Raw genomic sequence first — 13,009 nt, 5'->3', positions numbered from 1 at the left:
TGCTGTTAGTACGCAAGGTATAGGCGAGCCAGTCCTACGCCTTTACATTTTTATGCAGTGTTTTCTGTTCAGGTCTGTTCTTTTGCACAAGGCCTTTCCCCGTCGCGCCGACAATCAGCAGGAGCGACAGCCAAAGCATGCTGTTGCCAATATATTCTCCGTTCCGTGTGTAAAAGGTCATTTCGCTGTTGGCCAGTATGGTCTGGCGTAAGGAAGCCTCTACCCACCACTCTGAGCGGTCTGTAATCTCACCTTTCTGGTTGATGAAGCCCGAGATACCGGTATTGGCTGAACGGGCGATGCTGCGCCGGGTTTCGATGGCCCGCAGCGTGGCATACTGTAGGTGCTGCTTATAGCCGGGGGAATCGCTCCACCAGCCATCGTTGGTAATCACAAAAATCAGGCTGGCGCCGTTGCGGACGTAGTCAGAAACGAAATCCCCGTAGATGGACTCGTAGCAGATAACCGGAGCGGCGGAGATACCAGGCTGTGTCGCATGCCTGAACACCGAGCGGTAGTCCTGGCTGCCGACGCTGCCCACGGTGCCCCCGAGGTCAATGGCGAGCGGCCCCAGGAACTTGAAGATGTGCGGGTACGGCAGTTTCTCTACCCCGGGTACTAGCTTGGACTTGTGGTACAGGTCTATTTGGCTGTTGGCGTTGATGTGCATACCTGTGTTAAAGGAATCGAAGTAGCCGAAGCCCTCCATGTAGCGCACCGTCGGGCTGGCATCCATGTTGTCGCCATAGAAAGCATAGGAATCCATACCGGCGACCAGCTCCAGGCCAGGGTGCCGCTTCAGGAAAGCCTGTAGCTGCTGGATAGACGAATAGCTGGTGAGTCGGTCTTCCCAATAGCCCTGGTCAATGCGCAAGGCCGTTTCGGGCCATACCACAAAACGGGTGTTGGGCGTAATCAGCTTCTCTGACAGGTCAAGAAGCCGCTGCTGTTGCTCCTCGTAAGGTATGAAGTTGTCGTGCCCGGAGAATTTCTCGCGGTAGGGGTCTATGTTGGGCTGCACCACCACCACTTCGGCCGGCTCGCCTTTCTCGGTATAACTGGCCAGCATAAGGTACGAAATCACAACCGGCACCACTACCAGACCAAGCGGCAGTAACAGGCGCTTCCGTTGTATGGGTCGGGACGGATAATGCTCGATAGCCAGGAAAATGAACAGGTTGACGAGCAGCACCCAGACAGAGCCTCCCAGAAAGCCTGTATACTCATACCACTGCACCCACTGGTTGAGGGTGGCAAAGCCGTTGCCCAGGGTAAGCCAAGGCCAGGTGAGGTCCCAGCTGAGGTGGAACTGCTCAAAAGCCACCCAGTAAACAACGAAGGAGGTATAGCCTACCACGCGGCCCAGCAGCTTTTTGGTGAAGTAGAACGCCATGAGCGGGATGCACTGGAACAGAGCGTTGAAAATCACGGCTGCTATGCCGCCCGGAATAGTAGAATGCATTACCCACCAGGTGGTAAACAGGTTCCAGAGCAGCATGGCCAGGTAGCTGTGCTTAAAGAAGGTATAGCCCGGCGACTTGTGCTGCCCGCTTTCCACAATGAGTTTTTCCAGGTATAGCACCGGCACAAACCCAAAGAACAGGAGAAAGCCGAGCGGCTTGATAGGCCAGCCCAGCCACAGGATGACGGCGCTTGCCAGGGACAGCAGAGGAAGGATATAAGGGCTATTTAGCGCCCTGTACGACAATGACGAATTCACCTTTGATTGCTTTTGTTGTGAAGATTTGTATCAGCTCGTCTAAAGTACCGTTGATGGTTTCCTCGAACATCTTCGAGATTTCACGTGAAACAGATGCCTCGCGTTCGCCTCCAAAGTACTCTTTGAACTGTGAAAGCGTTTTGAGCAGGCGGTGCGGCGACTCATAGAAAATCATGGTGCGCTCCTCCTGCGCCAGACGCTGCAAGCGTGTCTGGCGGCCCTTTTTCAGAGGCAGAAATCCCTCGAAGGTAAACCTGTCGGTACTAAAGCCCGATTTTACCAGTGCCGGCACGAAAGCGGTAGCACCCGGAAGGCACTCTACCTTCAGGTCATGCTTCAGGCACTCCCGCACTAACAAAAAACCCGGGTCAGAAATTCCGGGGGTGCCGGCATCTGATATAAGTGCCATCACCTCGCCCGCCTTCATGCGCTCCGCCAGGTGGGCGCTGGCCTTGTGCTCGTTGTGCAGGTGGTGGCTGTGCATGCGCTTCTCGATGCCCAGGTGCTGCAGCAGCTTGCCGCTGGTGCGGGTGTCCTCGGCCAGAATAACGTCCACTTCCTTCAGTATGCGTATGGCCCGCAGCGTGATGTCCTCCAGATTGCCGATGGGCGTGGGCACCAGGTATAGGTTGGTCTTTTCAGGTTCCTGCATGCAGCAAAGATACTATAGATATTCTGAAAGGTATAGCGGGAAGGTAGGCGGCTCAGGCCCCGGTAGCCATCAGCTTGTCGGCTATGGCATCGATGCGCCGTGCCAGCTCCACATCTTTGGCCGTCACAGTATTACCGGCGTCATGTGTGGTGAGCTCTATCTCCACCTTGTTGTACACGTTGCTCCACCAGGGGTGGTGGTCCAGTTCTTCGGCCACATCGGCCACCTCGTTCATAAAGGCCATGGCGGCTCTGAAATCATTGAACCGGAAGCTGCGCTTGAGTTTGTTGTCCTCTTCTTTCCACATGGGTTGGGTGCTAAGGTATGTCAAGAGTAAACGGCCATTACCTGAATAAGATTGGGGGCCGGGGTAACTAGGCTAAAAATGCCGGCGTATAGTAGGGGACTGCCGTCGCAGTGTCCACTATAAAACTATGAAAACTATGGCAAACAAACCAGAATCCTTACCGCCGCAGAAGCAGGAAAAGCAGCCGGGCGATGAACATAAAATGACCCCACAACCCGAGTACATCCGGGAGAACTACAAGGGGAGTGACAAACTGAAAGGCAAAGTAGCCCTCATAACAGGCGGCGACAGTGGTATAGGTCGGGCCGTAGCCGTGCACTTCGCCCGCGAGGGCGCCGATGTAGCCATCGTATACCTGAACGAGGACAAAGACGCGAAAGACACGCTAGGCCTAATCGAGAAAGAGGGGCGCAAAGGACTGATTATAGCAGGCGACATTGGCGATGAGGCCTTTTGCAAGAAAGCCGTGCAGCAGGCAGTGAAGGAACTGGGCAAGCTAGATATTTTGGTCAACAACGCAGCCGAGCAGCACGAGCAGTCTGACCTGAAGGACATTTCAAAAGACCAGCTGCAGCGCACCTTCCAGACCAACATCTTCTCCATGTTCTACATGACCAAAGCAGCGCTGGAGCACATGAAGGAAGGTAGCACCATTGTCAACTCCACCTCCGTGACCTCCTACCGTGGCTCCGACCACCTCATGGACTACGCCTCCACCAAAGGCGCCATTACGGCCTTCACCAGGTCCTTGTCGGCTAACCTGGCGGAGAAGAACATCCGCGTGAACGCCGTTGCCCCCGGCCCTATTTGGACACCGCTTATACCTGCCTCGTTCGATGAAGACAAGGTGAAGGAGTTTGGGCAGAATGTGCCTCTAAAGCGCCCTGGGCAGCCATCTGAGGTGGCGCCAGCCTATGTTTTACTGGCCTCAGAAGACGGCTCTTACATAACGGGCCAGGTGATACACGTGAACGGAGGCGAGCAGGTAGGAAGCTAGGCTTATTAAACCCATCGGACAGAATTGGAGTAAAACCATGTAGTGGCTCCAGCCAGGAGCAGGATAAAAGCATAACTATGGAAAACCAGGAAAACGATAAACACAATCAGGACCAGCCCCGCAACGGCAACGGACCAAAAGACAGACCAGTGCGCGTCATAGAGGACGACACGACCGACCAGGAACTACGCGCAGGGCACATCATACCAGGCGCTGACCCACCCAAGAATGAGCACCAGCGCGGCGGCTTCGGCAACCGCGACGGCAAGGAGGGCTTCGGCAGCGACACCGCCTCTGAAGGGCCATCCGCCACTGGCGTAAATGACTTCGCAGACGACGGCGTGCCACCACCCGACAACATGCGCACCGAAGAAGAAGGCCGCGGAACCTGATTCAGGAAAAATAAATAGTAAGGAAGCGCAGCGACGCTCTGCCAAAAGGCAAAGCGTGCTGCCAATTGTTGAAAATTAAAAAAGGAGGACATCATGCCATCATACAAGCATACCCAGCCAGGCGGCGAAAACAAAGGACGCCCAACGGGTCAGGGCCAGGACAAGGCCGCAGGTAAACCAGTAAATCCAAACCAGACGAGCGCAGAGCACGACGAGCTCAAGAAGAAGTATACGGAGGGGCCGGATGAGCCGGCAGCAAACGTGCAGACGAATAACCCAAACCGCAACACAGACAAACCCGATTTAGATAACAATACGTATAACTAAGCTATATTTGTAAAAAGCTGGAATAGCACCTGTCCACATACAGGTGCTATTTTTTTACCTCAGCCATACCTTCAACAATACCGCTACAGCCTCTTATGGCCCGATATGCCATCACAGACATCCACGGCTGCGCCCGTACCTTCAGGACGCTCGTGCTGGAGCAACTTCAACTGAAAAAACAGGACGAGCTATACCTGCTGGGTGATTTCGTGAACAAGGGCCCGGATAGCAAAGGGGTGATAGACTTTGTACTGCATCTGCAGAAGCAGCACTACCAGGTGCACTGCCTGCGCGGCAACCACGACCAGATGCTGCTCCAGTCCGCCTCCAAAGGAGAAGCCGCCTTGAACCTATCAGAGCAAGAGAAAAGGCTGGTGCTGCAGAGCTTCGATATACACGACTTCAAAAAGCTCCCCCCGCTATACGCTAATTTCCTGGACTCCCTTCCCTACTACCTCGAACTCCCCGATTATTACCTGGTGCACGCCGGCTTCGACTTTCACCAGGAAGACATCTTCAAAGACAAAGACGCCATGCTCAACATCCGCAATTATGAAGTGGACTGGGAGAAGCTGTCGGGCAAGCAGTTAGTGCATGGCCATACCCCCACCCCACTGCACAGCATCAAGAAGAGCGCCTCTCATAACAACTCCAAAATCAACCTTGACGCCGGTTGCGTCTACTACCGAAACGCCTCCTACGGCAACCTCGCCGCCCTGGATTTAGATTCAAAAGAGCTGTCCGTTCAGTGCAATCTAGACCGCCCCTACTTCGTGCGGAGGAAGAACTAATATGAATTTATATTAATATTCGAATTTAATTTTTTATTAATACATGTATCTTATAAATATAGAAGAGATGTTGATAAAAAAGTCGGTTTAAATGCAGGAAATTGATTTATCTATATTTAATATTGCTTTACACTCACAAGAGTTGATAGGAGATTAAGATTCAGCGCAGGCTGGCTTAACACCTGTCAGCAGAAGCCAAAGCCGCAGTGGGAAAATCAATTATCTTGGTTTTTCAGTCATAAAAAATGCTGCTCCTGGTTTCTACTTCTGATGAAGCCGCCGCCATAACTACAACAAACTTAGTTTCTTTTGCAACGCTTACCAGTAGCCGGTCAAGCTGCTGCATATGTTTTTAGTATAGAACTTTCAATCCTTACATTTTTTATGAAACACGTTTACAGTTCAACTTTAGCCACAGCACCTGCCTGGTCTGGCATCACTGCCTTAGCAACGGTGTTGAGTGGCGCGAAGAAAATTTTCACCTTGATGCTGCTAGTCTTTTTCCTGCTGGTGAGCGGGGAGGGATTTGGGCAGACAACATTTATCGCTTGGAAAGCTATAAAAGGCGGTGGTAAAGATGGTGGTGTAGCAAACAACAGTTGGAGCAATCCTGAAGTTTGGGGACTTCCTGCCAAAGCTAACCCAATAGCGGGCATAGATTTTCCTGGAGCCAATGATATAGCCAGAATTGAGCAGTCAGCTGCTGTTGTTGTAGATGGTGAGCACTCCTGCCTTAACCTACAGTTAGATGCCAAAACTGGTGGAGGTACACCAGGACTTACTTTAGCCACGGGAAGCAAATTGACTGTACAAGACTTAGATATTCTAGTTGAAAATAATGGCACCAACGCTAAAGCTGCTATAAGTATTAGCGGAACCTTAGTTGTGCAAGGTGAGGTAGAAATAGGTACTGGAAAGTTTGACTTTATCTGCAACACATCAAGTACTGTAGAGTACCACGGTACTACCAATATAATAGCACCTCAAACAGTGCAAGATAATAAAACACAGGCTGTAGAAGGCAACTACTTTAACCTCAAAGTTGTAGGAGGATTGGTAAAGACGCCACGGAATGTGACAGTTGAAGGGGAGCTTAGCCTTCTAGAAGGCGGAAAGCTGTCGACAATTTCTGATGCAACTACAAGCACTCCCTCAACAATGTACACACTCACGTTAGGAGAGAGTGCAAGACTGACTTCATTGGAAACTGCAAATGAATATATCACAGGTAGAGTAAGAGCCGAACGTTCTGTTGCAGCAGGTACAACTCCAAATGATTTTGGAGGTATAGGCGTTGCTGTAACACATTCAGCAAACTCTGCCCGTAACATTGTTATTACAAGAACAACCGGTACCAAGCTTTCTGTACAGGAGCAAGGCACTACAATCCCCAAACTGTCGGCTAGCCGCTACTTCCAGGTCAGCGCAGGCAGCACCGGACAAGCTGCCACTAGTGCGGACATAAAATTTAATTTTTTGGCACACGAACGTATTGCCACAGAGCCGAATTATGGCTTGTATAGAGAAACAGCAACAGCGGGCACTTTCTCAATGGTATCAAATATAAGCGAACCCTTGAATACAACCTTTAGTGCAACAGGAGCACCTATTCCAAGTCTATACACAATAGCCCCTACTCCGGCTCCAATTCCCCTCCCGGTAGAGTTGGTGTCGTTCAAGGCACAGCGGCACGCGCAGGGGGTGCAGCTGACGTGGGCGACGGCCTCGGAGCAGGACAACAGCGGCTTCGAGGTGCAGGTGTCCACGGACGCGCGCGCCTTCCACACGCTGGGCTTCGTCAGGAGCGAGGTGGGCACCACGTCGATGGCGCAGCGCTATACCTTCCTGGACACCAGGGCCGTGTCGGGCACGCGCTACTACCGCCTGGCCCAGGTGGACCTGGACGGCACGACCACCCTCTCCTCGGTGCAGGCCGTGTCCCTGGACGGCGGCAACGGAGCAGTAACTGCATACCCGAATCCCTTTGAGAATGTGATAACCGTTAAACTGAACGGAGGCGATACCCGCAAGGTACACACTATCCTCTCCAACGCTCATGGGCAGGTCATCCTCAACCGCCAGCAGGAGGTGACCGGCACCACCCTCACCATCGACACCGGACACGTGACCCACAAGGGCATCTACATCCTGCACGTAATTGAGAGCGACGGCACCAAGCACACCTTCAAACTCATGAAGAACTAAGAACTTAAGGTATAGCTTTAAAAGGAGAAAGGCCCGCAGCGGATGCTGCGGGCCTTTCTCCTTTTAAAGCTATACCTCCTCCTCCAACTATACATCCCAACAGCTATCGCAACAGCGGGCTGCCATCACAAACATTGCTCTGCTGTTAAAGTAAAGTAATGTAGGACTCTTGCTCCTCCTTCCTCCTATATAGACTCCGTTGCTTTAGCAGTCTATCGACATGTGTTTGAATTCAAAGCTGTCTTTCCCATTGGTATTGGCACTCAATTGGCGCGACTGCAAGAAGGGATAAGATGGGCTTGTGCACAGCCTAGTTCATGCGTCATGACTGCGCCGATTCACTCATCCACTGCCGTAGTATGAGTTTCCACCCATATTACCACCCTAATTGAAGAGTTTTAGAACTAATTTTAAAAATTTTTGCATCATGTTATAAAAAAACTTCCCATTGTTATAGGTAATGGAGAAACAAATATATAATATTGCCTTATTATAATATTTAATTTAATACATGCGCTATTCAGCCAAATAAATCTGCTGAATACTCCAGTATACAGGTAAGCAACTAGCACTCAAAATCACTGCTTTTATAGGACTTCAGGTATAAAAAGTAGCTAGCAAAGGCTTGCTGTGATTGGTGGTAAAGTTAATATGTATTAAAGACCACTTTGAGCAGCGCTCGCCTATTAATCAATACAGATTACCAATAGATATAACCGATATTTGTCATGAAACACTTCTACAATTTAGAGTCTACCATCTCTTGTGCACGCCCTGCTCTTAAAGCAGTGGGAGTAGTGCTAAGCGGCAGAACGAGGCTCTTTTCTCTACTGTTACTGGTTTTATTCCTTCAACTGGGTACAGCAGCGTATAGCCAAGTGGTACCGTTGTATGGACCAAATGCTTTTGATAGTAGTGCAGGTTTGAGTATACAGGGAATAAGTCGAGGCGGCATTGGAGTATCAGGAGGACAATTACAGGCATTGACAGTAAATGGCAATGAACCAGGCTATAGCGGTTATGTCGTTATCAGTTCTCATCCGTTGACTTTAAGAGCAGGCTATACCTATACCGTGTCGTTCCAGGCACGTGCAAATAACCAAAATGCAGCAGCATCGGGGAATATAGAGGTACTTCAAGGTAGTAGTATTGTTGAGGCTGGAAGCGCTAGCGGAACTGCAAAGGGTAGTGTTGCAGTAAACAAAAACTCAGAGCTTTCCGGCTATGCCATTACCTTCACTGCACCGAATACTGAGAACAATCAATACATAGCTCTGAGGTTGTTTAGCCAAGCAAATGAAAATAATTCGCATCTGTATCTGGATAATTTATCCATTATAGAATCTTGCGAGCCACCTGCACCGCAGGTGGTCCCAGCCAGTAGTTGCTCTGCTGCTACCTTTACCCTAACGGTTGCAGGAAATACAGCAGGCGCGAGTTATCGCTGGTACACTGCCGATGGCACACTGATTAATGGACAGAACAAGTCTACTTTAGAAACAGGCCAAATTTCGATTTCAACTACTTACTACGTGTCCAGGGTGAATGGTAACTGTGAGAGTGACAGAACTCCTGTAACGGTGCTTGTTGGTAATGTTCATGCTCCAGTCGTAGCCACTACAGAGGACTGTCCATCAGGGAATGTAACGTTGGTAGCGAGTGGTGCCGCGCCAGGTGATACTTATGTTTGGTACGACGCAAGTGGAGCTGTAGTATCAGGAGCAGTAGCTGTTGGTACTACATCAAGGTTGGAAAGAAAGAGAGCAAACCAGAGCGGGGGCTATACTGTAGAGATAGTAAAATCGGCTGCGGCAGGAGGATGTAGAAGCTTGCCGACTCCCGTGCACGTCATGCATCAAGGAGAGACCGTAGGTACACCTGGTGTAGCGCCAGCAGGCCGTTGTGGTGCAGGTGCGGTTACGCTCTCAGCTACAGGCGCGATACCAGGCGAGGATTATCTCTGGTATACCAGCTTGACCGGAGGGACAGCTATACACAGAGGAGCCAGCTACACCACCAGCACCTTACCTGAAGGCACAACCTATTTCTATGTGAGCAAAGTAAACAATGCATTGGGATGCGAGAGTGTAACCAGAGCTACAGTGCCAGTCACTGTAACACCTTCTGTCCAAGCTGCCGGCAGCATCATAGAACCATCCGGAATGGAAGCAGGTAAGTCTGCAACTTTTACCTTTACATCTAACATACCTGCAGCGGAAATCGAGGCTTATCAGTGGCACTACCAGATTACGGGTTCTACAGATTGGGTACAAGGGGCCAATACTCCTGCCTATACCATTCAGTCGATGCCAGGGAATATTGATGCACTCAGATTAGACCTTACGATTCGGGAGCAGTACTACTCCTGCTATTCTAATGTGATTGCACCAAATAGGATTTACCGCATTACTAATACAAGTATTGTTCCCCTCCCCGTAGAGCTAATCTCCTTCAAGGCGCAGCGGCACGCGCAGGGGGTGCAGCTGACGTGGGCGACGGCCTCCGAGCAGGACAACAGGGGCTTCGAGGTGCAGGTGTCCACCGACGCGCGCGCTTTCCAGAACCTGGGCTTCGTCAGGAGCGAGGTGGGCACCACCTCCATGGCGCAGCGCTACTCCTTCCTCGACACCAGGGCCGTGTCGGGCACGCGCTACTACCGCCTGGCCCAGGTGGACCTGGACGGCACGACCACCCTCTCCTCGGTGCAGGCCGTGTCCCTGGACGGCGGCAACGGAGTGGTGGCGGCCTACCCGAACCCGTTTGAGGAAGTGGTGACTGTGAAGTTGAACGGTACGGAGCCGCGTAAAGTGAAGGCCACGGTGATGAATGTGCATGGGCAGTTGATTGCAGACCAACTTATCGAGACGTCGGGCAATACGGTTACTGTCAACACGGCGCACGTGACACAGAAAGGCATTTACTTCCTGCACGTGGTGGATAGTGACGGCACTAAGCACACCTTCAAACTCATGAAGAACTAAAATCTCAAGGTATAGCTTTAAAAGGAGAAGGGCCCGCAGCATCTGCTGCGGGCCCTTCTCCTTTTAAAATGCTGGCTGATTATTCTGCTATCATCAGCTTAAAGGTCTGGACTCCTTTTTCCGTGATGATTCTGCCGATGTAGATGTTGTTCGGGCCGATGCTGCGCTTTAGCTCATAGTTGAGTTCCTGCCCGGCTTGGACCTCCCCTTTATGCAGCTTCAACACCACTTTGCCATTCATGTCCAGTATATCAATAGTGATGTTGCCCTTCTCTTTGGTGATGACGTGTAGCTGTGACTGGCTGGACATCGGGTTAGGGAACACAGATACGATAGCCCCCTCGGTTGACTCCTCTTTCGCATCGGTTGTTGGGCTGTCGCTGCAGTCACCTACTACACATCCGTGGTCTAAGTGAGCCTGCACAGCTTGGGGAGCGATGCAGATTGGCTTTCCTTTATGACACACCACTACCTTTTCCTTCTTGTTACCACAACGCACATCCTTTACAAACACCGTTACTTCATCTGAACTGGTACAGCCAAATGCATCGGTCAAGGTTACGGTATAGGTGGTAGTAGTGGTGGGGCAAACCTTGATGGTCTGGGTAGTGGCTCCGTTGCTCCAGCGGTAGGTATAGGAGGTGCCTTCTGCGCTTGCAGTAAGCGTGGCGCAGGCTGCGGCAGAATTATACCCTACCGTCACCGTCTGGTCAGGGCCAGCATTCACAGCGGTAGGCGCTACAACCGTTATACGTTGCGATGCGGTGCTGCTGCATCCTGACTCGTTAGTGTAGGTATAGGTGATGGTGTGTGTGCCTACTCCCGCCACTGCAGGATGGAATGAGCCATTAGTAACCCCGGTGCCTGTATAATTGCCTCCAGCCGGAGAGCCCCCTGACAAAGCAAGAGGAGAAGCGCTTGCGCATATGGAAGACGTGGGCAAGGCAAATATAACATTAGATGAAGCCTGAGTAGTCAGTTTAACTTGCACCGGTGCGCTGGTGCATCCCTTGGCGTCCTTCACCACAGCTGAGTAAGTGCCGGCAGCCAGTTTGTCGAATGTAGCAGAGGCCCTGAAGCTGGTACCACCGTCTAAGGAATAGGTATAGGGGGCTGTACCGTTTGTGCCTGTGAGGGTTACTTTGCCGTTGCTCCCTCCTGCGCATGGGGCAGAATTTATCGTGTAGGTAACGCTTGTAGCGCATACCTCCTCCTTCTTTTCAACCACGTTGATATACACCGTCATCTGAGCGGAAAGCGGCACGATGTCAGAGTCAGTGGCTACAAACTGCACAGCATACCTGCCCAGGTCTTCGGCTTTGGTTGCCCAAGTGAAGGTGCCCTTAGCTGCATTGCCAAACACAGACTGTGCAAAGGTGGCTCCTTTCTCTAAGAGCGAGCTATTCGCATTCAATGCTATGTTCTGTTGCTGGGCATCCTGAGCAGACACCTCAAAGGAGATGGTCTGGCCTTGGGTCACATACTGCTCCTCTACAGAGGTGAAAACAGGAGGTGTATTGTCGCTGGAGGTGATGTTCAGTATGAAGTCGCGGAGTACGAAAGCCCCAGTGAACTCACCGTTTATTTTCTCCCGGAGCTTTACGTTTACCAACCACAAGCCCTTCAGCGGCTTTTCCCAGCTGATGATGCCATCGTTGCTGATGCTGAAGCCGGTCTCCTTCATCAGTTTGTATGGGTCGCCTGTCAGCCCGTAAGGAATCTCCAGCGAATACTCCTGCCCATGCCCCTCCGCGTCTTCCATGTTCATGTTGAAGCTGATGGCGCTTTCCACGTTGTAGTTGAAGATGGGCAGGTCATAGAACTGAGGCGAGGAGCTTACGGCATCGGGATTATAGTTCACTGCTGCAAACAAGCCACTTTCCTCCGCCCCAAAGTTAGAGCCATTGGCCCGGCAGCAGCTTTTCCAGGAGATTTGGTACAAACCAGGCTTTGACCAGGTGATGCGCTGCCGCTGGATGTGCTCTACCGTCATGCCGTCAGGAAGCAGTGTTTTTGACACGGTGGTGGTGCCTGTGTTGATAGTAGGCGAGCCTTCGTAGCTCAGTACGACGCTTCCTACTGCATCTTTGTCCCAATAGCCCTTTGTAGTCATCTCATACTGCCCGTTGCCCAGGTACTTGTAAGTTACTTGCCCACCTTTGAAGTGGGAAGCCACAGCAGGCACGCTTAATAGTACAAGAAACAGTAAGGTAAGCATGCTCTTTAGCAATAGACTTTCAGAAGGGCGTAATGGTACTGTTTTACCCCTACTTTTTTCTTGGTGAAGGGGGAGTGAGTGTTGTAAAGGTTGTTCCATAGGTTTAGCGATTTTAAGTGATACAATTCTATTATTGAAATTTTCTAATACATTATTATTCGCTTTTGTCAGCTTAATATTAGGGAATCTATTGGGTTTTATATATATATACAAATCATTATGTTATAATATTTACAATATGTTAGCTTCGTTATAATTAAAACTAACAAAATCAAATAAGGCCACTATAAAACATTGAGAGCAGGCCTTCACTGAGCTGGCAATTGGATTGCAGGAATAACTATCGCGTTAGTGGTATAACAGATGATGGGGCGCCTTCATTAAACAGCCAATAGGCTACAAAGTATGTGGAAGGAATT

The 13,009-nt window shown here is 50.8% G+C and carries 10 protein-coding genes and 1 pseudogene; 7 read left to right on the top strand and 4 right to left on the bottom strand.

Annotation, left to right across the window (positions count from 1 at the left end; all coding sequences use genetic code 11):
* Positions 1 to 34: 34 nt before the first annotated feature.
* The 3 genes from lnt to B051_RS0101100 are packed head-to-tail and all read right to left on the bottom strand — an operon-like array spanning position 35 to position 2,703.
* A complete protein-coding gene (lnt, locus tag B051_RS0101110) occupies positions 35 to 1,720 on the bottom strand; it encodes an apolipoprotein N-acyltransferase (protein ID WP_245539552.1) in 1,686 nt (561 codons plus the stop codon).
* On the bottom strand, positions 1,686 to 2,372 hold the full coding sequence (rsmI, locus tag B051_RS0101105) for a 16S rRNA (cytidine(1402)-2'-O)-methyltransferase (protein ID WP_018476326.1): 687 nt from the start codon (positions 2,370 to 2,372) through the stop codon (positions 1,686 to 1,688). The genes lnt and rsmI overlap by 35 nt, the downstream gene beginning before the upstream one ends.
* Before the next feature lie 52 nt (positions 2,373 to 2,424).
* On the bottom strand, positions 2,425 to 2,703 hold the full coding sequence (locus B051_RS0101100; protein ID WP_281163439.1) for a 4a-hydroxytetrahydrobiopterin dehydratase: 279 nt from the start codon (positions 2,701 to 2,703) through the stop codon (positions 2,425 to 2,427).
* Between the two features lie 103 nt (positions 2,704 to 2,806).
* On the opposite strand from B051_RS0101100, the gene B051_RS0101095 reads away from it, so the two are divergent.
* The 7 genes and pseudogenes from B051_RS0101095 to B051_RS0101070 all read left to right on the top strand — a co-directional run bounded on the left by B051_RS0101095 (position 2,807) and on the right by B051_RS0101070 (position 10,372).
* Positions 2,807 to 3,676 carry an SDR family oxidoreductase gene (locus B051_RS0101095; RefSeq protein WP_018476324.1) on the top strand — a complete coding sequence of 290 codons (870 nt, stop codon included), beginning with the start codon at positions 2,807 to 2,809 and terminating at the stop codon, positions 3,674 to 3,676.
* Between the two features lie 77 nt (positions 3,677 to 3,753).
* Entirely contained in the window at positions 3,754 to 4,068 is a 315-nt protein-coding gene (locus B051_RS0101090; protein WP_018476323.1) for a hypothetical protein, read from the top strand.
* A gap of 93 nt (positions 4,069 to 4,161) precedes the next feature.
* On the top strand, positions 4,162 to 4,395 hold the full coding sequence (locus B051_RS0101085) for a hypothetical protein (protein ID WP_018476322.1): 234 nt from the start codon (positions 4,162 to 4,164) through the stop codon (positions 4,393 to 4,395).
* A gap of 95 nt (positions 4,396 to 4,490) precedes the next feature.
* A complete protein-coding gene (locus B051_RS0101080) occupies positions 4,491 to 5,186 on the top strand; it encodes a metallophosphoesterase family protein (RefSeq protein WP_018476321.1) in 696 nt (231 codons plus the stop codon).
* A gap of 1,575 nt (positions 5,187 to 6,761) precedes the next feature.
* Positions 6,762 to 7,391, top strand: coding sequence for a T9SS type A sorting domain-containing protein (locus B051_RS0101075; RefSeq protein ID WP_157578450.1), 630 nt, complete (start codon positions 6,762 to 6,764; stop codon positions 7,389 to 7,391).
* A gap of 728 nt (positions 7,392 to 8,119) precedes the next feature.
* Positions 8,120 to 9,502: pseudogene (locus B051_RS23025) on the top strand (Ig-like domain-containing protein); the annotation flags it as partial.
* A gap of 51 nt (positions 9,503 to 9,553) precedes the next feature.
* Entirely contained in the window at positions 9,554 to 10,372 is an 819-nt protein-coding gene (locus B051_RS0101070; protein WP_245539551.1) for a T9SS type A sorting domain-containing protein, read from the top strand.
* Positions 10,373 to 10,451: 79 nt separating this feature from the next.
* On the opposite strand, the gene B051_RS0101065 is transcribed toward B051_RS0101070, so the two are convergent.
* Complete coding sequence (locus tag B051_RS0101065) at positions 10,452 to 12,548, bottom strand: T9SS type A sorting domain-containing protein (RefSeq protein WP_169336187.1); 2,097 nt, start codon at positions 12,546 to 12,548, stop codon at positions 10,452 to 10,454.
* Positions 12,549 to 13,009: the final 461 nt, after the last annotated feature.

The sequence above is a fragment of the Pontibacter roseus DSM 17521 genome, assembly GCF_000373265.1.
In the GTDB taxonomy this organism is placed as follows: domain Bacteria; phylum Bacteroidota; class Bacteroidia; order Cytophagales; family Hymenobacteraceae; genus Pontibacter; species Pontibacter roseus.
The sequence above is the reverse complement of the archived record's forward strand: the minus strand, read 5'-3'. Positions and strand labels throughout refer to the sequence as shown.